The 20,422-nt window shown below is 60.4% G+C and carries 14 protein-coding genes and 4 pseudogenes; 14 read left to right on the forward strand and 4 right to left on the reverse strand.

Annotation, left to right across the window (positions count from 1 at the left end; translation table 11 throughout):
• Positions 1–16: 16 nt before the first annotated feature.
• The 6 genes from nifE (at position 17) to AC0L2C_RS21970 (ending at position 5,620) form a co-directional block, all read left to right on the forward strand.
• The gene (gene nifE / locus AC0L2C_RS21945) at positions 17–1,519 is read left to right on the forward strand and encodes a nitrogenase iron-molybdenum cofactor biosynthesis protein NifE (RefSeq protein WP_473524426.1); all 1,503 of its coding nucleotides are present in this window, start codon (positions 17–19) and stop codon (positions 1,517–1,519) included.
• Positions 1,516–2,898 carry a nitrogenase iron-molybdenum cofactor biosynthesis protein NifN gene (gene nifN, locus AC0L2C_RS21950; RefSeq protein WP_473524427.1) on the forward strand — a complete coding sequence of 461 codons (1,383 nt, stop codon included), beginning with the start codon at positions 1,516–1,518 and terminating at the stop codon, positions 2,896–2,898. The genes nifE and nifN overlap by 4 nt, the downstream gene beginning before the upstream one ends.
• Positions 2,864–3,361 (forward strand): nitrogen fixation protein NifX, encoded by a 498-nt coding sequence (gene nifX, locus AC0L2C_RS21955; RefSeq protein ID WP_163603092.1) that lies wholly within the window; start codon positions 2,864–2,866, stop codon positions 3,359–3,361. The genes nifN and nifX overlap by 35 nt, the downstream gene beginning before the upstream one ends.
• A gap of 16 nt (positions 3,362–3,377) precedes the next feature.
• Positions 3,378–3,857 (forward strand): NifX-associated nitrogen fixation protein, encoded by a 480-nt coding sequence (locus AC0L2C_RS21960; RefSeq protein ID WP_473524428.1) that lies wholly within the window; start codon positions 3,378–3,380, stop codon positions 3,855–3,857.
• 73 nt (positions 3,858–3,930) lie between these two features.
• Positions 3,931–4,635: a response regulator transcription factor gene (locus tag AC0L2C_RS21965; protein ID WP_473524429.1), complete on the forward strand. Its 705-nt coding sequence runs from the start codon at positions 3,931–3,933 to the stop codon at positions 4,633–4,635.
• A gap of 97 nt (positions 4,636–4,732) precedes the next feature.
• On the forward strand, positions 4,733–5,620 hold the full coding sequence (locus AC0L2C_RS21970; RefSeq protein WP_473524430.1) for a universal stress protein: 888 nt from the start codon (positions 4,733–4,735) through the stop codon (positions 5,618–5,620).
• 549 nt (positions 5,621–6,169) lie between these two features.
• On the opposite strand, the gene AC0L2C_RS21975 is transcribed toward AC0L2C_RS21970, so the two are convergent.
• Complete coding sequence (locus tag AC0L2C_RS21975) at positions 6,170–6,718, reverse strand: hypothetical protein (protein WP_473524431.1); 549 nt, start codon at positions 6,716–6,718, stop codon at positions 6,170–6,172.
• A gap of 291 nt (positions 6,719–7,009) precedes the next feature.
• On the opposite strand from AC0L2C_RS21975, the pseudogene AC0L2C_RS21980 reads away from it, so the two are divergent.
• The 4 genes and pseudogenes from AC0L2C_RS21980 to AC0L2C_RS21995 form a co-directional block, all read left to right on the forward strand.
• A pseudogene (locus tag AC0L2C_RS21980) lies at positions 7,010–7,371 on the forward strand (oligopeptide/dipeptide ABC transporter ATP-binding protein); the annotation flags it as partial.
• 142 nt (positions 7,372–7,513) lie between these two features.
• Positions 7,514–8,579: pseudogene (locus AC0L2C_RS21985) on the forward strand (NAD(P)/FAD-dependent oxidoreductase); the annotation flags it as partial.
• A gap of 406 nt (positions 8,580–8,985) precedes the next feature.
• Positions 8,986–9,211 (forward strand): annotated as a pseudogene (locus AC0L2C_RS21990) (ATP-binding protein); the annotation flags it as partial.
• Between the two features lie 38 nt (positions 9,212–9,249).
• Positions 9,250–10,416, forward strand: coding sequence for an NAD(P)/FAD-dependent oxidoreductase (locus tag AC0L2C_RS21995; RefSeq protein WP_473524432.1), 1,167 nt, complete (start codon positions 9,250–9,252; stop codon positions 10,414–10,416).
• Positions 10,417–10,570: 154 nt separating this feature from the next.
• Here the strand turns inward: AC0L2C_RS21995 and AC0L2C_RS22000 are convergent, their stop codons facing one another.
• From AC0L2C_RS22000 to AC0L2C_RS22010, 3 genes and pseudogenes are all read right to left on the reverse strand, one after another.
• Complete coding sequence (locus AC0L2C_RS22000; protein ID WP_473524433.1) at positions 10,571–10,738, reverse strand: transposase; 168 nt, start codon at positions 10,736–10,738, stop codon at positions 10,571–10,573.
• A 287-nt stretch (positions 10,739–11,025) separates the two neighbouring features.
• On the reverse strand, positions 11,026–11,220 hold the full coding sequence (locus tag AC0L2C_RS22005) for an SDR family NAD(P)-dependent oxidoreductase (protein ID WP_473524434.1): 195 nt from the start codon (positions 11,218–11,220) through the stop codon (positions 11,026–11,028).
• A 55-nt stretch (positions 11,221–11,275) separates the two neighbouring features.
• Positions 11,276–12,061 (reverse strand): annotated as a pseudogene (locus tag AC0L2C_RS22010) (acetoacetate decarboxylase).
• A gap of 1,223 nt (positions 12,062–13,284) precedes the next feature.
• Between AC0L2C_RS22010 and AC0L2C_RS22015 the strand changes: the two are divergent.
• The 4 genes from AC0L2C_RS22015 to AC0L2C_RS22030 all read left to right on the forward strand — a co-directional run bounded on the left by AC0L2C_RS22015 (position 13,285) and on the right by AC0L2C_RS22030 (position 19,930).
• The gene (locus AC0L2C_RS22015; protein WP_473524435.1) at positions 13,285–14,151 is read left to right on the forward strand and encodes a radical SAM/SPASM domain-containing protein; all 867 of its coding nucleotides are present in this window, start codon (positions 13,285–13,287) and stop codon (positions 14,149–14,151) included.
• Between the two features lie 1,196 nt (positions 14,152–15,347).
• Positions 15,348–16,631, forward strand: a complete 1,284-nt coding sequence (locus AC0L2C_RS22020) for a lysine N(6)-hydroxylase/L-ornithine N(5)-oxygenase family protein (protein ID WP_473524461.1) — start codon at positions 15,348–15,350, stop codon at positions 16,629–16,631.
• Positions 16,632–16,974: 343 nt separating this feature from the next.
• Positions 16,975–17,610 carry a phytanoyl-CoA dioxygenase family protein gene (locus AC0L2C_RS22025; RefSeq protein WP_473524436.1) on the forward strand — a complete coding sequence of 212 codons (636 nt, stop codon included), beginning with the start codon at positions 16,975–16,977 and terminating at the stop codon, positions 17,608–17,610.
• 328 nt (positions 17,611–17,938) lie between these two features.
• Entirely contained in the window at positions 17,939–19,930 is a 1,992-nt protein-coding gene (locus tag AC0L2C_RS22030; RefSeq protein ID WP_473524437.1) for a class I tRNA ligase family protein, read from the forward strand.
• Positions 19,931–20,422 lie beyond the last annotated feature (492 nt).

Consider the following 20,422-nt stretch of genomic DNA (forward strand, 5'->3'; position numbering starts at 1 on the left):
TTTGGGGACTGACGCAATGGCATCGCTCAGTGCCAAGATCCAGGACGTTTTCGAAGAGCCCGCCTGCGACAAGAACCGCGGCAAGGATGCCAAGGCGCGCAAGGAGGGCTGCGCAAGGCCGCTGACGCCGGGAGCGGCAGCGGGCGGTTGCGCCTTTGACGGGGCCAAGATCGTCCTGCAGCCGATCACTGACGTTGCGCACCTGGTCCATGCGCCGCTCGCCTGCGAGGGCAATTCCTGGGACAACCGCGGTGCAGCTTCGTCTGGGCCAACCTTGTGGCGCACAAGCTTCACGACCGACCTTACCGAACTCGATGTGGTGATGGGGCAGGGCGAGCGGAAGCTCTTCAAGGCGATCCGCGAAATCAAGGAAGCGTATGCGCCGCCGGCAGTCTTTGTCTATTCGACCTGCGTGACGGCGCTCATCGGCGATGATATCGAGGCAGTCTGCAAACGCGCCGCCGAAAAATTCGGCTTGGCCGTGGTCCCGGTCAATGCCCCGGGCCTAGCCGGCTCCAAGAACCTCGGCAACAAGCTCGCCGCCGAGGCGTTGCTCGACCATGTCATCGGCACGGTGGAACCCGACGACGCCGGGCCGTACGACATCAACATCCTTGGTGAATTCAACCTTTCCGGCGAATTCTGGCTGATAAAGCCGCTCCTCGATCGGCTCGGGATCCGGGTTCGCGCCTGCATTCCGGGCGACGCTCGCTATCTCGACATTGCCTCTGCGCACCGCGCCCGGGCGGCTATGGTGGTGTGCTCGACGGCCCTCATCAACCTAGCCCGCAAGATGGACGAGCGCTGGGACATCCCTTTCTTCGAAGGCTCCTTCTACGGGATTTCAGACACTTCGGAAGCACTTCGCAAAATTGCTAAGCTGCTGGTGAGGAAGGGCGCCGATCCGGAGATCCTCGACCGCACAGAGACGCTGATCGCTGAGCAGGAGGCGATTGCATGGGAGAAGCTCGAGGCCTACCGGCGGGGGCTGCAAGGCAAGCGCGTGCTGCTCAACACGGGTGGTGTGAAGTCCTGGTCGGTCGTCCATGCGCTGATGGAGATCGGCATGGAGATCGTGGGCACCTCGGTCAAGAAATCCACGGTCAAAGACAAGGAGCGCATCAAACAGATCCTAAAGGACGACAACCACATGTTCGAGCAGATGGCAGCGCGCGACCTTTACGCCATGCTCTCAGAAGGCAAGGCCGATATCATGCTATCGGGCGGGCGCACGCAATTCGTCGCGCTCAAGGCCAAGACGCCCTGGCTCGACATCAACCAGGAGCGCCAACACCCATACGCCGGTTATGACGGCATGGTGGAACTCGTTCGCCAGATCGACCTCGCCATTCACAACCCGATCTGGTCCCAGGTGCGGGAGCGGGCCCCGTGGGATTGCCAGCCTGGTGTGAAGGACGAACAGGCGAGCACGAAGAACGAGACGGCGACAGTGCTCGCTTCCCAGGAATTCGCCGGCACGACGCCGACGATTTCGGCGAGTGTCGAGGAAATCCGATGACCCGAATCCTTGCCCAGACCAAATCAGCCTCGGTCAATCCACTGAAATCGTCACAGCCGCTGGGTGCCGCCTTGGCCTTTCTAGGGATCGACGGCGCAGTGCCGCTGTTCCACGGCACCCAGGGCTGCACCAGCTTCGCGCTCGTGCTGTTCGTGCGGCATTTCAAGGAAACGATTCCCCTACAGACCACCGCAATGGATGAAGTGACAACCATCCTCGGCGGGTCAGACAATCTGGAAGAGGCGATCCTCAACCTCAAGACTCGCACGAAGCCAAAGCTGATCGGGGTCTGCACGACGGCGCTGGTGGAAACCCGTGGCGAAGATTCCGCAGGCGACATCGCCGACATCAGGCTGAAACGGGCGGAAGAACTCGCGGGTACTGAGATCGTGCTGGCCAACACGCCGGATTTCAGCGGCGCCCTCGAAGAGGGCTGGGCCAAGGCTGTCACCGCGATGATCGAAGGCATTACGCGGCCTGGCGAGCGGGCGCGCCAGTCAAAGAAGATCGCAATCCTGCCCGGCTGGAACCTCACTGTGGCTGACATCGAGCATTTGCGCGAGATGGTTGAAAGCTTTGGTCTGCAGCCGGTGATTTTGCCGGACCTCTCAGGCTCGCTCGACGGTACTGTACCAGACCACTGGGTTCCGACCACCTATGGCGGGACGAGCGTCGAGGACATCCGTGAGCTCGGCGCGGCCGAGCACTGCATCGCCATCGGCGAGCATATGCGCCGGCCGGCCGAGGTGCTGCACAAGGTGACCGGTGTCCCTTACGTGCTGTTCGAGTCACTGACCGGATTGAAGCGCGCCGATCAGTTCGTTTCCCTGCTGTCCACGATTTCTGGCGAGCCTGTGCCGGCCAGTGTGCGCCGCCGGCGGGCGCAATTGCAGGATGCGCTGCTCGACGGACATTTCCATTTCGGAGGCAAGAAAATTGCGATCGCTGCTGAACCAGACCAACTCTACCAATACGCAACCTTCTTCGTGGACATGGGCTCCGAAATCGCGGCGGCGGTCACGACGACCGATATGTCGGAAATTCTGGAAAAGGTACCGGCGGAGTCGATTCAGAACGGCGATCTCGGCGATTTGGAAACGCTTGCCGGCGGCGCTGATCTTCTGGTCACCCATTCACACGGACGCCAGGCGTCGCAGCGCCTTGGCATTCCGCTCATGCGCGTCGGCTTCCCCGTCTTCGACCGGCTCGGCAGCCAGCACACGCTCTCAATCCTCTATCAAGGGACCCGTGATCTGGTTTTCGAGGTTGCCAACATGTTCCAAGCCGACCGGCATGCGCCGACGCCTGAGGAACTTGATCCATTCCGCAAGCGGGAAACGCCAGGTGGGCCCCGTTCGTCGCCTCTCACTCGTCACTGACGAGGTTCAAGGTCCGATGCGTGAACGACAAGCAGGCGCTTTGCGCGTGGCAATCGCAACCCAGGACATGAAGGAGCTCAATGCACATTTCGGGTCCGCCAAGCGCTTTGTCATCTACGATGTGACGCGCGAGGAATGGAACCTCCTGGAAGCCCTTGCCTTCGACGACGTCTCCGACGAAAGGGGGAAACATCGGACCGAGGGGGATGACCGCATCGCACCGAAGGTGGAAGCGCTGAAGGGCTGCCACCTCCTGTTTTGTCTGGCGATCGGCGGACCTTCGGCAGCCAAGCTTGTCTCGGCAAAAATCCATCCAATCAAGGTGCCGCAGCCACAACCCATCCAAGAGGTGCTGTTGCGCACGCAGACGATGCTGAGGACATGTCCTCCGCCCTGGCTGCGCAAGGTGCTGGCCGAAGCTGGTGTCGCCGGAGAGAAACCGTCCTTCGAGGACGAGGACTGAAACGAGGAAGAGCGAAATGTTTGAAGTCGCGGTTAGCCCTGCTGTCAACGAGGACGAGGCGGCCCTTGCCAGCCCGTTCGTCAAATGCCTCGTGCGGTTGATCCGTGCTCAAGATTCCCATGGGTCATGGGACGGCAAAGCGGACGCCGAGTTGCTGGCCGACTTCATCGTCAGCAAAGAACAGCGCCGTACGATACCAATAATCGGCGATCCCGATCCGGACGTGCTGTGGAGGCTCGACAAGTTTTACACTGCCGTCGCCCTTGCGATCGAAGAGCGCTCCGGCCTGATGGCATCGCCGATGATCGAAATGAGCCATGAGGACTTCGGGCGCGTGCTTTTCACCGCCGGGCGTCTGGTCGTTCTGTCCAAGACCCTGCGCGACGTGCATCGGTTCGGCTTCGAGACCCTCCGCAAGCTCGCCGAGGCCGGCACGAAACTGGTCGGCGACGCAATCGCAGCCATCGAAACCTATCCCGAGGTAGCACGCGCGTGATGGAAGCAGGCGTCGCTGGCCACCTTACGCCGCCGACCCGGTCCGGGCCGATGGGGCTCTTGGGATAGTGCCGATGAAGCCGCTGGTGCTGATCTGTTCGGACGATGCGGAGTTCTATCTGATGTATAGCCACGTTCTGGAGGCGGACGGCTTCGCCAGTGAGCCGGCAGGCTGCGTGAAGGATGCATTTGCATTGGCCGACCAGCGGGACTTCAAGGCTGTGGTGCTGGACTGCGGGCCAGCGAGCATAACCGGGTCTGCAATCTGCGCCCGGCTCAAGGGGGAGCCGCGGACCGCCGACCTGCCCATCATCGCCCTGATCGCGCCGGGCGCGGCGAACCAGCACCTCGATCTCCTGAAGGCTGGCATTGACGAGAGCTTTGTGCGGCCGATCGCCCCGGCCAAGCTGCTCGACTGTCTACGCGCGAGGCTGGCGCTGACCAAGCGGGGTGTAAATGGTCTTGAAAATGGCGGTTGGCTCTCCTGTGGCGGCCTCGAGATAAAGCTCGACGCCCACCGGGTTCGCGGTAACGGCCACGACATCCACCTCGGACCCATCGAGTTCAACGTGCTGCGGCTTATGATTGAAGCTCCCGGGAAGGTCTTCAGCCGGGACGAACTTATCGGCGCGGCCTGGCCGCCCAACATCCATGTCGGTGCACGCACCGTCGATGTGCATATCAGTCGCATCAGAAAAGCCCTGAAAACGGCTTCGCCCGGCAGCGTCATTCGCACCGTCAGGTCGGCTGGCTATTCGCTCGAGAAGCCGGACGACTGAATTAAGTGGTGGGTGTGGTGCCACTCCCCTCCCGCGCGCGGTGAGCCGGTCCTGCGGCCTGAAACGCCCTAAACGAATACTCAGGAGAAGCAGGCAAATGGCTTTTAAAAGCGTACTCTGTGCGACCGGCGCTGACAATTCCGATCAGGACGTCAGAACTGCCGCCGGCTTGTGTGCCGAAGTCGGCGCGCACCTTTCCGTACTGATCATACCGCCTCCGATGCTCCTTATGTCGTGTCCGTCGATCGGAGATGGTGTCCCCGAGTGGCCTGGAGGACGTGGACAGGCAATTGCCAGATTGAACGATCGGTTTCGGCAAATCGATCGATTTACACAGGACGTGGCCAGAATGGAAAAACGCTCCAAAGATATCCAGAAACTGCTGAGAGCTATGTCGCTCGCCTATGACGTTGACACTAACTATTGCGGTCCGGCAAGCCTCGGCGAAGTGGCACGACAGCGGGCGCTCTGCGCCGACCTCACGATCATCGGACCGTGTCTCCTCAATGACGAGAATCTCGGACCTCCCGTTGTCAACGGCTGCTTGTTCGATACGGGAAGGCCGGTGCTCGTTGTGCCGAAGGGCGCTGAGGCGACCCTGTGGCCACGGCGCGTCCTGGTCGGTTGGGATTCGCGAGTCGAGGCGTCCCGTGCGGTTCGGGAAGCGCTGGGTGTCTTATGCGCTGCTGAGCAAGTTCGTGTCGCCCTGGTCGATCCGAAGCCGAACTATAGCGGGAACGGCGCGGAGCCTGGAGCCGACATCGCCGCCTATCTCACTCGGCACGGTGCTCGGGTGTCGGTTGACCTACTGCCAAGTGCCGGCAAACCGGCGGCCACGGTGCTTGCGCAGCACGCAATCGAGACGTCTGCCGACATGATAGTCATGGGCGCTTATGGCAGCCGTCGGCTGCGTGAGCGGCTCTTTGGCGGCGTGACCAGATGGATCTTTGAGAAGCCGACATTGCCGCTGTTTTTGGCTCGCTGACTGGTTGCGGAACCGCACCGATGCTGTTCGAAGCTCTACGGTGATGCGTGGATTCATACCGTAGATGCGCTCCATCGAAACAATCGAGTTTACGGAGAGTAACGAACATGAAAAAGCTTTGCTCAGGAGGCGACGCCCACCGGAAATCTCTCCGGTCATGCGCAAGGCGGAAGTTGGAACGGAGTCCTCCCAATTCTGATGCCCAGGGTACACCACGCAATTTAATCGCTCGCTTTCCTGGCGCAATCCTGCGGACACGAGCCTGACGATTGTACTCGCGAACGCGAGACGCTTTCCGTCCTTTGTCGAGGCTGCCTTCAGGCGTGTCGAGAGGGAGATCGTCTGGAAGGGGAGGCGTTGACGAGGTAGGCCGCGAACGCAGGAGTAAACAGGCGCTGATCCGGATAGAAGCGGCTATTTCGGTCCAGGGCTGAGGTGGGCCTGCCGTTTGGCGGGGCCTGCTAAGGCGGCCACCAAGCACGGTTGGAAGCCAAAGACGACTTTTGATGAGCTCGTCTAATGGTCGAGATCGATTGTCACGCTTCGGAATCACGCTCGTTTAAAGGGAAAGATAATGATCTCGCTGGAGGGCAAACGCGTCTGGTCTCCGGCCACGGCCGGCATGGTTGGGGTGCGCAGTGGTGCGCCGCTGTCCGGCGCGCCCGAGGCAAAGGCCCTACGTGGCCACCTCGCCGGATAGCCGGACACTACGCTGGCGTCGTCAACGGAGTTCGGGCCAAAACCGTCTCTGTAGAACCCCACCGTATGAAAGGTGAAGGTATCTCGTTCGATATCGACGAGAACGATGATGTGCGGCTTCCACCCGAACCTCGGGTCGAAGCCGTTCATCCGATCCTGGAGCCGTGAGTCAACGCCCGCGGTCAGATAATCCTTGCTGCTTCCAGCGTAGAGAACATCTGCGCCGGATCCGCAGAGCTTGTCATTGTCCCTCCCGAAAATGCGCGGTTCGCCGCGGCCATTGTCACCGGAGAGTTCGTCCCATGCCTTCTCGCCGCAGGATCCGTGATCGCTTTCCCAGGTCAAAGATTGGTCGTCGCCTCCGCAATCGGCGATCCGGTCGATGCCATTAGAACCCAAGCTAACATCATGACGCTCATTGCCGAAGGTTTCGGAAGCTGGTTGACCGCTAAGAAACCGTTTCAGCTGTAGGATGAATTTTTTGATCTCAATTCTCCCAGATGCAGCCCACCACGCGACGAAGCGCCTCCATATATCGCTCGTCGAGATCGCTCTAATCGATTGCCATTATGCTCTCATTTGCACGATGAATGTTCCCACGTGCATTTCGCCTTTCCGCCGAGCTGTGCGCATGGCACTGCGGCGGCCCCACTGGGTGGCCAATCATCTGAACATTCGAGATGCCAAACCGCCGACCGTGGGGTGGTCACGTATCTCGGCCACATCGTCGAGCAGGGCACCACAGACCAGATATTGTCGCCGCCCTACCACCCCTATACCGATGCACTTTTATCGGCCATCCCGATCGCCGACACCTGTGTCGTCTAGAAACACATTGTGCTCGAAAGCGACATTTTCCTCGGCGATGGATCCGCCGAGCGGCTGCCCCTTCCAGACGCGCTGTCCGCGCAAGCATCTGGTTCCCAGAGAAATTTGTGAGCGCGAGGTTCCGTCCATCCGAAAGCTGCCCGGTAGCCATAATATCAAGTGCCCACCTACCGGACGACGCGGTCTTCGCAGTGATGGAGCCGGTCATCAAACTTAAGCTTTAGCCCGAAGAGGAGGCGGGGGTGAGAGAGGCGGGATCGGGATAGGATCAATTCGCGGTCGTGTGTGCGCCAGCTGCTGTGCGGCCGTGTCGACGTCTCTAAGGTGGACACGCTTGTCGTTGGCGGCGGCCAAGGGGGAGTGGCTATGAGCGAGCACCTGAGCAAGTGCGGGGTGCCTCATCTAATTCTTGAACGCGGCCGGATTGCCGAACGCTGGGCGCTTGGAGCTTGGAGCTTGGAGCTTGGAGCTTGGAGCGGTGGGACCTCCCTCGTTGCCAATGGCCGGGCCTGGCATGACCGGTTCCCGGACATGGAGTTTCCGGGGACCGGTCCCGATGACTTTGCGTCCAAAGGAGGAGGTCGCCGACTATTTTGTCGCTTATGCAAAGCAAATCAATGCGCGATCCGCTGCGGCGTGGAGGTCAAGCTCGGGCAAAGAAATGTCAGGCGGCCCGGATTCCGCGTCGAGACGCCGGACGGCGTGATCGAAGCCAACAGCATCACCGCCGCGACCGGACCTTTCCAGATCCCCGTCACGATCGCCCGCCGCGGGCCTATTGCGGGCGCGCCTTCTAATGGTGGCTGGGCGCCCTCGGCAAGTGGGACGCCGAGACCCCGAGACCCGGCACCGGACACGTCACGGTTGCGGTGAGCGGCGCGCGCGGCGGCGAGACGATCGACTCCGGTCGTCTGGCCGCGCAGGGGCTTACGCTCCTCGGTACGACAAGCAAGTACCAGGACGGCGTGATGAGCTTCGCGCCCGACCTGGCGAACAACATTGCCCGCGGCGACGCAAGCTTGATGTCGCTGCTGGATGAAGCCGACGCCTATGTCGCTCGCCACCGTCTCGACCTCTCGGAAGAGCCCGCGGACCGTCGCATCGACTAGGATCCGGAATGCGTGACCAATCCGATCCGCGAGCTCGACCTGGCCGAGGCCGGGATAGCGGCGATCGTCTGGGCGACAGGTTTGCTGTCGACTACAGCTGGCTGAAGGTCGACGCCTTCGACGAGAAGGGCCGGCCAAGGCACCACCGTGGCGTCTCGAGCGAGCCCGGCTCAATTTCCTGGGTTTACCTTGGCAGTCGCAAAGAGGGTCCAGCTTCTTCTGGGGCGTCTGACATGATGCCAAACACGTGGCCGACTGTATTTCGACGCAGTGAAAACTATCTGGCCTACCATGCTGCCGCGAAGGGCCAGCCCGTGGATGCCAGACCTGACCCTGCCCGGCCTGCGGTGTGGAAGGGTTACTGCCGCGAGCATCCATCTGCCCGCATCGTCGGTTATCCGACAATGTCCGGTTCCGGACGAGCTGGAATTCGAGAACTCATTGCTTGGGCAGACTTCTTTTCCGGCACGCTTCATGCATGGGAGTTTTCGAACGCATTTGTGAGATGTCATCCCATGCTAGCCCCTCGAAGAACGAGCCGCGCCCGTTTGAAAAAGCCAAATCCTGTGGTGGAGGCGGCCGCTAGAAGCCGCCGTAACATCCGGAAAAGCTGCGCGACAGCATCACACGCGTCCTTCTCGCCCTTGGCGTGGGTTTGGCGCCCGCTGTCGATGTCGCCGACCTTGAGCCCAACGAGGACAGGCTTTTGCCTTCCTCGCAGTCGCGACCGCGCACGGCAAGGCCATTGTCCTGGTGAGCGACGATGGCAGCCGGCATTTCGCCCAGCAACCGGGCGCGCATCTTCGAGCCATTCTTCACCACGCGCCGCGATTCAGGCGGCACCGGAATGGGCCCCGGCATCGTGCTGGCACTGCTGAAAGCGCATGATGGCACGATTCGCCTGGTTGACTCCGAGCGCGGCACGCGCTTCGAGATCATCCTGCCGGCTGCATGATCGACACGGGCGGTTCTAACCGGAAAGGCGAAAAGAAAGTGCGCTACGACATCGTCATCATCGGCGGAGCCATCGTCGGCTCCTCGATCGCCTATTATCTGCGCGAGGAAGGGTTTTCGGGCTCGATCGCGCTGGTCGAGCGCGACCCGCAGTTCGCCCATGCGGCGACGACGCTGTCCTGCGCTTCGATCCGCCTGCAGTTTTCGATTCCCGAAAACATCCGCCTGTCGCAGTTCACGCTGAAACTGTTCCGGCGGCTTACGGAAGAATTCGGGGCCGACGCCGATATCGGCTTTCGCGAAGGCGGCTATCTCATCCTTGCCGGCGAGAACGGGCTGCCGATCCTCAAGGCCAACCACCAGACGCAGATGGCCGAGGGCGCCGACATCGTGCTTGAGGATGCGGAGGCGCTCGTCCGCCGGTTTCCGTGGCTGTCGGCCGAGGGCATCACCGCCGGCGCCTATGGCCGCACGGGCGAGGGCTGGTTCGACGCGCATGCCATGCTGATGCTGTTCCGCAAGGCGCTGCGCGAGAAAAAGATCGATTTCATCTCCGCCGATGTGATCGGCATCGAGCGGCAGGGCGACCGTGTCACCAGCGTCGGCCTCGACAATGGCGAGCGGCTCGACGCCGGCATCGTTGTCAACGCCGCCGGGCCGAATGCCGGTAAGGTTTCTGCAATGGCCGGACTGGCGCTGCCGGTGGAGCCGCGCAAGCGCAATGTCTTCATCTTCGAGGCGCGCGAGAAACATGACGACATGCCGATGCTGGTCGATCCCTCAGGAATCTATGTCCGACCCGAAGGCTCGGTCTACATCACCGGCGGGGCCGAACCCGAAGAGGGCGACGGCCCCGCCGACCCCAACGATTTCGAGCCCGACTGGCCGCTGTTCGAAGAGGTGATCTGGCCGGTGCTGGCGACCCGCATTCCCGCCTTCGAGGCGATCAAGCCGACGCGCGCCTGGGCCGGCCACTACGACTACAACACGCTCGACCAGAACGCGGTGATCGGCCCGCATCCGCAGGTCGGGAATTTCCTCTTCGCCAACGGTTTTTCCGGCCACGGCCTGCAGCAGGCGCCGGCGGTCGGCAAGGCGCTGGCCGAGCTGATCGTGCATGGCGGTTATCGCACGGTGGACTGCTCGGCGTTCGGGTACAGCCGTGTCGCCGAAGGGCGGGCGTTCAGGGAATTGAATGTGATCTAACGCTGGCGGGACAGCCCCCTTTGTCCTGCCGGCCATCTCTCCCGGGGGGAGATGGCAGCTTCACTGGCGGCTCCAAACTTCTAGCCTTGGAGATTGGCGAAAGCAGCGATGACGGCCAATCTCCCCCCTTGCGGCCAGGGCTATCGCACTTGAGTCATGAGTAGAGATAAGCATCGTTCCAGCCTGCACGCATCATTTTGCCGCGCATGGTGTCCTTTTTGCTGTCGGCTCGAAAGGTATTGAGGCAGAAGCGCCGAAGCAGAGCGAGGTTTTCGGGGCCGTTATCCTTTCTGGTCCGGTAGTCGTCCTCGCGGAAGATCATGTCGAGCTGCCAGCGCAGGCCATTCTCGACAGCCCCAATGACGGCGCACGACGGCGAGCAGGTCGTTGGCGGACATCGGCGAGAGCACATAGAGGCAGCGCTCTTCCTGCCGTTTGCGGTCGATCACACGCGTGCGCTTGACTTCGCCGATGGCCGCGAGGCCGGCAAAGCCGTGCTTGCGGCCAAGTCCTGGCGCACGCACGACACGCGCCGTCCGCCGCTCCAGGTGTCCGTGGCTCACCTCCTCGGTAACGGCCAGCGCCGCCTGGGGCGTTGGCCGTCCTGTGTCAGCCGCTTTCCACCTGCTCCTCGTTGCTGACATCCATGCCAACCCCGAGCGCACGTTTGCCCATCGGATCGATCTCGGACGCGGCCTTTTGCGCCGGGCTGTGATCACGATCCGCAATGGCCACTCTCGCCCCCTCGCGAGCGAATATGAGCGCAATCTCTTTGCCGATGCCGCTCGCGGCTCCGGTGATCATCGCCACCTTGTCGAGAACCCGGCCAACCCCGCTAACGTGCTTGTAAGATGAAATTTCATTCTGCGAACACATGGGTTCTTCCTTTCCGATAGTGAGGCTCGGCTGCCGCGAGGTAGTCGTGGACGACCTCCCCGAGCGCGAGCGTGAGATCGGCGACGATGTGAACCGCCGAAACGACTTCCAGCACCGGCAGTTCGGCGACTGGGGCCAGGGCGTGGGACCAAAGGTTCAGGGCTGCCGGACCAGTCCACCCACCTCTGAGCTCGACGTCCTCCAAGTGATATTCCACGAGCTCACAGATGCGCGGCGTGCCGTCGACATGCGGAATGATTTTGAGGAGGAAGTTCGGTTCGCCCAGCGAGGCCTTTACGCTCGCGAGGTCCCCGGCTCAGTGCTTGTAGCCCATGGTACCAGTCGCGACGCGGACCGGGCCGTAGTCGAGCGTGCCCACCAGAGTGTCGGTTTCGGTCCGAAGAGTCGGACTTGCGAGCTTCTTGGGAAAGCCCCACAGCTCGCGCCCGCCGGCAATCGGCGGATGGTCGTTGAGAAACATGCAATGGGTGTAGCTGCCCTTGCGTCCGCGGAACGTGACCGGGATGACTTGCCCGCTTTCCGTATAGTCGCCGAAGCCGGTCGAGTCCGGCATGCGAATGAACTCGAATTTCACGAGAGCTTCGCGCACCCGAAGCGGCTCCGGCACGAGGTCGCGCAGTTTCTGCGGATCGATGCGATAGGTGATGATCAGATACTCCCGATTTCGGAAGCGATATGGGCCGGCCGGGTAGGCCGGGCTGGTCAGGGGCATAGCGAAAGCTCTCCCACGGACGGTATCTTGGTGCATGTTTGAAATTCCTTTGTGCTGGATCAAGTGGGCTTAGATCGGTCTGCACGATGGCGGCGAGGCTCTCTGAGGTGCTGTCGTAGCCTCGTAAGGGATGCATGGCGTAATCGCGCGTAGCCATTTTGCGCCGGGCAATTGCATTGGGGCGCGATCATTGGCGATGGTCGGACGCGGTTCCATGGCTAAGGTTGTGGTCGAGACGCAAGATTCGAGGTAAAGTGATTTTGTTCCTCATTTGAAGGCGCTGCTTTCCGTCTGCCCTCGTGATAGGAGGAGGTGGAGTGGCGGCCAGCTCCGATTTCTCCTTATGACGGGGTTTGCGGATCGATGCGCATGCGCCATGCCAAATGAGAAATCGTTCGAGGCCCCGCAGGACAGACGGCCTCGGCGAGCCAGTCGAGAGAGAAGGTCTTCGCCTCACGCGGATCAGATACGAATTCCCGAGCACTGCGGTGATGTAGCAGGAAGGCCTGCGACGCCACCAAACCTCTGTCGCGAAAATATGGAGGTGACGCGGTATCCGCCGTCTAGCGAAACAGCATACGCAGCATCCGGCAGCACGCACTCGACGGCCGGGCCTCACGCCGGCTTCAGGAGAAAAGATCAGCTATGAGCCGGCGGGCAATCGCTGCACGCGGCGGTCAGGTCGTGTAGATCTTCCGCGCACACAGCCGGCGCCGAAATGATGCTAGATGATGAGCCGGCTCCAACATTACCGCAGGGGAGACAGCCAAGTCTGTCCTCAAGCGTCTGACGATGAGTGATCCAGTCCATAAGCTGACAGCGACAAAAAAACATGTCTGGTCCAAACACCGGCCGCCTTGGGCGAGAGGTTCTCGAAGCCTACTCATGCAGTTGCTGCGGCTAAGCGCGCTGGCACGGCCTTTGCTGGAGATACGGCAATATTGAGTGGGGGCTGACCGCATGAGAACGCGCGAGACGATTGATGGTCTGCTACGCCATCTCGGCGGCGCGCCCGCTCAACGGTCACGGCTACACCTTTGGCAATGGCTGACGCGCGACATTGCGGTTGCGCCGCCCTGCCGCGCCGATGTGCCCAAAGTTTGTTCATAGTTCGCTCGGCAGATTGAGGAAGCCGGCCGTTGACTGCTGCCCAGGCGGAGATGGCTGGGTTCATTCGAAACGTCTTGACCGTCGGTATCATGAGCCAAAGACACCATGCTGGACGTTATGAATGGCCAGACGAGTGGGAGTCATAACAAATGATTTTACCGGAACTGCGCTCTGCTATCCCAGCCGGCAGAGTTTTGGAGATAACGACGACCACAGGATGCATCGTGGGATGTTCATATTGTCCGCAGGACAAGTTCGCTGACCGGCAAAGAAAAGTATCTGATACGAAGCATCTTAGTCTTGGAGATTTCAAGCGCTGTCTGGCGCGCGTACCAACCTCCGTCGACATTAGTTTTGCCGGGTATTCTGAGCCATGGCTCAATCCGGATTGCACCGAAATGGTCGAGCACGCTTCCGCCAAAGGCCACGGCATCAGGATTTTCACGACGCTTGTGGGAATGAAGGGGCGGGATCTACAACGCTTGCAGGCGCTGCGGTTGGGGGTATTCGTGGTTCATGTTTTTGATGATGGCGCCCACATGAATAGCCGCCTTGTCGGAGACAAGTATCGCGATTTGGTTGGTCAACTCGTCGACGCCGACATCCCATCAATTCGATTCGTAGTTTTGGGCGAGCCCCATCCCGATGTCGCCGACATTATCCCTGCCGAAGCCCTAGTTCGCGCGCGACCGGTGAGCAGCAGGGGTGGAAGCGTAAATCCCAAGATTGTAGAACCACGGCAGCCAGTCGTCGGAGCGCTGATATGCGTGGACGAACGACAGTATCGGAATGTTCTCCTTCCAAACGGCGAGGTTACTCTCTGCTCCATGGATTTTGAGCGGCGTCACGTACTGGGCAACCTTCTATGCGACGAATACGGCGATCTCTTTAAAAGCCCAGTTTTTTGCGAAATAGTCGATCGCATGAACGGGGCGGATGGTTTTCTGCTCTGTAGGATGTGTGAATTTGCCGATCCAATCGACCGGGTCCTGACTGGGTGCCGGCCGACCGCCTGAGAGAGGCGGGCCGGCGAATGCTGCTTTGGACTGCAAATGCCCGGCAAAATCATTGCGTTTTCGCGCCACGCGAGCGTGATCCCGTACGCGCGGGAGTCGGCCTCGATCATTTACGAGGCGAGCTCATCGAAAGTAGTCGTCGGCTCCAATCGAGCTTGATGGCCGCCTTGGAGGCATCACCGATCAGCAGGTCAACCTCGATTGGCACGAAAGAACGTTTGTCTATTTGGATCAGCGCCTGGTTATTCCCGCGTTCGCTCCTTCCCGACCCGCCTGAAGGCAGCCTCGACAAAGCTGCGGACCGAATGCGTCTCGCTGGTCGCGAGCACCGTCAGGCTCGTGGTGCTGCAGGATGGGGCACACGGCCTCGACATAGCTGTGTGACCATCTTTAGCTGGATTCTGCGTCTCAAAATCCGGATCTCGCCTCCATCTTCCGCAAGACGGGAGAGACCTCCTGGGCCCCCGGCTTCTGAAGGCGTCTTTTCAGATTCCCGCCGCGAGAAGTGGCAAGAGCGTTTTTCCGCGCCACAGTCCATGAACCTGGGTTGCTGGCCGTCCTAAGAGAAAATTCCGATGCGGAGCTGCCCTATTAACTACCGGCTCTGCCAAGAGGACGGCGACGCGGCAAATCGGCCGCCGGCGCAAGGTTTTCCCCTCATTGTCGGATACCCGACAGGATCACAAACCCGCTAGCTGTTACTTTCATGAAAGTTCCTTCTGGCACGTTTGATGCAGAGGATCTTCCGAACACATCAGCGGATGCCCTCCTATGAGCAGGCCTAGGGAAAAATGCTGTCGCCGCATTTCGAGGCCGCCCTGGCTGATCCCCAAGTCGGTCAAAGGTCGGCGCATCATGGTGGAGGCGGGCGACTTCGCCGATTAAAACACGGAATAAGGTTGGAAAGCAGCTCGCCGACCGAGACGCGATCATCGAAGCGGCGGAGATATGTCGATACCGCCCACGCCCACAAGTCGGGGACATGAGTGTCGATCTCATCACTTGGCCGGTATCCATGGGCTTCATACCCGACCATACGAAAGCGGGGACAAAATCTTACCAAATCCAGTGGCACCGAAGTCTAGAATGCCCGCGTGGGGACTGAAGCCGATGGCCAGAGCCGATATACCTCGCGAACATCGCCTAATTGGGAAGCACCTAGAGGAGCAAAACAAGTGGAGCTCTCTTGCATTGGAGTGGGAGCGGGGCTGTCTAATTTGAGCCTTGCGTGCCAGATGCACGAGCAAATTGGGCAAGGGGCACTGTTCTTGGATCGGCAAGTCGACTTCCGCTGGCACCCAGGCAGCGCATTCGATTCCTCGGAGCTCCAGGTCAGCCACTTCAAGGATTTGGTCACGCTGGTAAACCCGCGATCAGCCTACACTTTCGTGAACTACCTGCATGAGAACGGGCGTCTGTACCACTTCCTGAATGCACAGTTCGAAGCCGTGCTCAGAGCTGAGTTCGAGCAATACCTGAACTGGGCCTTCTACAGGAACCCGCTTGTCCGCGGCGGCGAGACGGTGCGCGAAATCCGCTTTGACGGCGAGTTTCGGGTGCACACCGATAACGCGGTTATCGGCGCCAGAAACGTCGTGCTCGGCATTGGCAAGCAGGCGCATATTCCGCCTCAGTTTCAGGGCTGGACTGGACGCAACCTGTTCCACTCATCTGAATTGCTGCACATTAATCCTGAGGTGCACAAAAAGCATGTCTGCGTGATCGGCGGGGGACAGTCCGGAGCCGAGGTGGTTTTGCACCTTGTTGGTCTGGCAAGAGAACGGCGACCTGCCTCGATCACTTGGGCCTCGCAACGCGAAAACTACCTGCCCATCGACAACAGCCCGTTCACAAACGAGTTGTTCATGCCCTGCTTTTCGGATCGTTTCGCGGCAATGAGCGAGTCGCAGCGCAAGCTGTTCCTGCGGCGCTTCGTGCTTGCTTCGGACGGCATTTCGGAAAGCACGTTGCGCGCGATCTATCAGGCGCTATACCGCCACGCGTTTCTAGAGCCAAACCGATGCGATATTAGACTGCGGCCGGGCTGCACTGTCTCGCACTGCATCAACGCCGGCGCAGGCCACAGCCTCACCCTGCGGCACGGCATGGAGGAGGTCGAAGAAGTCACGGCCGACATCGTCATCCTGGCCACCGGTTACGAGAACGCGGTGCCAGGCTTCTTGGAACCGATGGCGGACCGGCTGGAAAAGATCGACAACGAATTGGTTATTCGCGAAGATTTTTCGGTGTGCTGGGACGGACCGCGTGACATACGCATCTTCGTACAGAACGCGAGCCTAGGACGGCGTGGGCTGGCTGATCCGAATCTAAGCCTGCTGGCCTGGCGAGCGCGTCGCATCCTGGACAGCCTTCTGGGGCGCGCGCCGCGCGCCAACCCCGAGCATCCCGGTTTCATCAGCCCTACCTCTGTCGAGAGATGGTCCGACACCGTCGCAGAAGAAATGGGCAGCGGGATATGACCGGCCGACTACTGGTCATCGGCGGTGGCATCCAAGGAATGATTCCGCCTGCGCTGCAGCGGAGGCCTGAGAGCGAGACGCACTTAGCGTCGTCCCATATGCCGTGGAGACTGTTTCCGTCGACCCACAACCTGACCAGCGCCCGATTGCCCTAACCGGAATGTTCGACCAACCACTCTTTCCAACAGGAGGCTTTTCGCATGTGGACTGATGTACAAAGAGAAAAGTGGCACAAGACGGATATGTAAGGCTCGAAAGATTCTTCGATCCCGCAGCTCTGGAACGTATCTCCAGCTTTGTTGAAGATGTATCACGCTAGGATGTCAGCGATGATAAATGGCTCATGTGGTTCGAGAAAGCGCCGGACAATCGAAAGATCACCTCTAAGGTCGAGAATTTTCTCGAATTCCATGATCCATTGCGTCATTTGCTACTACAAGATCAGCGCATAAAGTCTGCGGTTGAGAAATTGCTTGGCGAAGGCTCGCGCAGGCTCAAGGAGTTGCTGATCTTCCACTATCCCGACAGCGGCGGCTATCGCCCGCATCAGGACATTTATCACATTCCACACAGAGTGCCCGACCGGATGGTCCATGCGGTCGTTGCCATCGGCATTGACGGCTCCGACCCGGACAACGGCGGACTTTTCTTCCGCCCCGGCAACCACAAGAACGGAGTATTTCCCATGGATGCCGTCGGGGTGATGGATCCTGAAGTCGCCAAAATGTTTTCCTGGGAACCGGTATTATGGAAGGCTGGCGACATCTTCATCTTCGATGATCACGCACCGCATTACTCAAAACCGAACAAGAGCAATCGTTCCAGGCGGACGCTCTACTTGGTGTTCCAGCGTGCTTCAACCGGTGGACCGACCCGCGCTGAATACAACGTGCTTAAGCGCGCCCTTAATCCGCCAGAGGGCAAAGTGGCCGATCTCGACAATCTCAAGCCGCCAAACGGCATTTTCTATCGCGATTGAGCTCACGCAGTCAGGCGAGCATGCACACGAAACTGATCGACCGCTCAAAAATGCGGAGAGTATGGCGCTCTGATTTGTGGGCTACTGAGCATCGCCGCACCCCCGTTACGCGCTTCGGCACGTCGATCACGGAGGTGGTCGCCGGGCGGTCTTCTCTGACGCCTAAAGCCCTACTGGCGCGCCCGTCTCCGCCCGCCTGGGGGCCAGAGCCGGACATTCTGGCGGGGGCCGCCAACGGGTCCGGGCTGCCGCCTCTCTTCGCAACTTGCAGCAGAGGCTGTTGTGTTGGCAGCCGAAGATACAACTGCTTCAACAGCTGAGGTTCGTCATGCGCAAATCCACGTTTTCTCGAACGGAGCTGTCGCGGGCGTTCGGTATCGACATGGCCACGCTTGGAACGGGAAGCACTGGCACGGGGTTTTCATTCGGAAAGGTTGGACCGGGCGTCACATCCGAGCCCCATCGGCACGACGAAATAGAGGCCTTCGTGGTCCTGTCTGGCGCTGGCAAGGTCAGGACCGACCTCGGGGAAATCCCGGTCGAGGCCGGCGATGTCGTTCTGTTCCACCCTTTTGAAGCGCATGTGCTGCGCAATGATGGGGACGAAGACCTAAATTTCCTCGATGTCTACTGGCGTGACGGCAAGGCGGCCCTCGATGCCGCTGCAAAGATCGCGGCTCCCCGCCGGCCGATCTTCGTCTTCTCCACGCCGCCGACGCCTAATAGCGATCTGCATCTAGGGCATCTTTCTGGCCCCTATTTCGGCGCCGATGTCTACACGCGTTTCCTACGCATGAAAGGGGCCGAAGCCTATCACCTGACGGGAAGCGACGATTACCAGAGCTACGTAGCCACGCGTGCCGATGCCGATGAATCGACGCCTGCAAAGGTGGCGCGCCACTATGCGAACGAGATCCGCACCACGCTTGCACTTCTTGACTGCGAGGTCCACAGCTTCCTACCCACGTTGGGCGATGACGCTTATGCAGAGTTTCAGGCCGCGTGCTTCCGTAGTCTTTTGAGCAGCTCGGCGGTAGATCTGCGCCAGAGCCCTGCGCTTTTCGATGCAGTGACAGGCGACTACCTTTACGAAACGGATGTAAGCGGCCTCTGCCCCGATTGCGGCGGCTCCACTAGCGGCAACATCTGTGAGGAATGCGGCTCGCCGAACCTATGCCACGACCTGCGTGCAGCCCGGTCCCGTCAATCAGCCGAGGCGCCGGTGGTCGGCTCCGTGCTCCGTGCCGAACTTGCGCTGGAACGATGCTACGACAATATCGACCGGCATTTGAGGGCGTCGGGAGCCCCCGTTCGGATCATGGATCTCTTCGCGCGTCTACTCCAACGCGGCGACTTTTCTGTGCCCATTACCCACCCCTCGGACTGGGGCCTGCCGGCCGAAGGGCCCCCAGGGCAGGTAATCTGGGTTTGGCCAGAGATGGCCTTCGGTTTTCTTTACAAGATCCAGGCACTAGCTCGCTTACTTGGTCGCGACTGGAATGCGGCGATGCCCAGCAATGACTGGCAGATTGTCCATTTCTTCGGCTTCGACAATTCCTTCTACCACGCGCTACTCTACCCCGCTCTCTATGCCGAGGTGTTCTCCCACTGGACGCCGCGCATTCGCTATCATGTGAACGAGTTCTACCTGCTCGACGGGCAGAAGTTCTCGACCAGCCGCGGCCACGCGGTCTGGGGCGAGGAGGTTCTAGGCCCAAAGACAGTCGACGTTGTGCGTCTTCATTTGGGCCTGACACGCCCGGAAGGTGAGCGGACGAACTTCACGCTGGACGCGCTACGCCGTACCGAGAACGAGGTGTTCCAGGGGACATGGCTGAATTGGCTTGATGCGCTGCACCGGGAAATCAAGCAAGACTTTGGTGGCTGTGTGCCCGAAGCAGGCGACTGGGCTCCCGCCGATCGTGCTTTCTTCGCTCGGATAGAGATCCATCGCGCGGCGATGGAACGCGCCTATTCGGACGATGGCTTCTCGGTCAGGCGCGCGGCCGCGCAGGCCTGCGATTTCGTGCGCGATTGCGTGATCTACCGTCAGGCGCAAGACTATGCAGCGGCACGACGTCTCTATCCCGGCCGCATCCGGACTTCGCTCGCGCTTCAGACTACGGCCGCTGCGATCCTGGCGCAGACACTCGCACCGCTGATGCCCCGATTTGCCCGCACGCTGGCGCGAGGCATCGATGGCGTCTCAACCGAAACATGGCCCACGTCCGTCCGGCGCCTTGCGCCGGGGACGATCTTTGATCTCGGACCCGTGCTAGGGTTCTACGCCAAGTCCGACAATTCTATTCTCAAGCACTAGGAAACGATATGAGACACCTGGCATCCGGGTTGTTAGCTATGTCTACGAGGCTAGCAAACCACCATACGCGGCGGCGGCCACGCTTCTGGACAGCTTTGACCTAGGCGACGAGGTTCACGCCCGCTCTGGTCTATTACTAGGCTAAGCGCGGCTCTTTGGAAACGTCGGAAAATCCATGGTGCGTTTCCGGTTGAGCCTGATCCTTGTCGTTGGCCGGCCTCCATGCGTGCGAGAGCCGTTGCCGGTTCAAGGAACGGAAAAGTCAGCTACGTGAGCGAGATTTGCTTGCTTTGCTCAGCTGAAGCTTGAACCGGAGGCTATATGAGTCCGCAACCCGGACAAGCTGATTCAGCGAACTGGCTGGACGCCTAGGCGCAGCTGAGACAGTCTCGTTGGACGGAGACGCAGGTCCTGCGCATTGCGAGCCGCTAGATTGGACGAGATCACGTCGCCACTTGGAGGAAAGCTCGCCGCAAAGCACCCGTCTTTCGC

The organism is Mesorhizobium sp. WSM4845, from assembly GCF_055811455.1.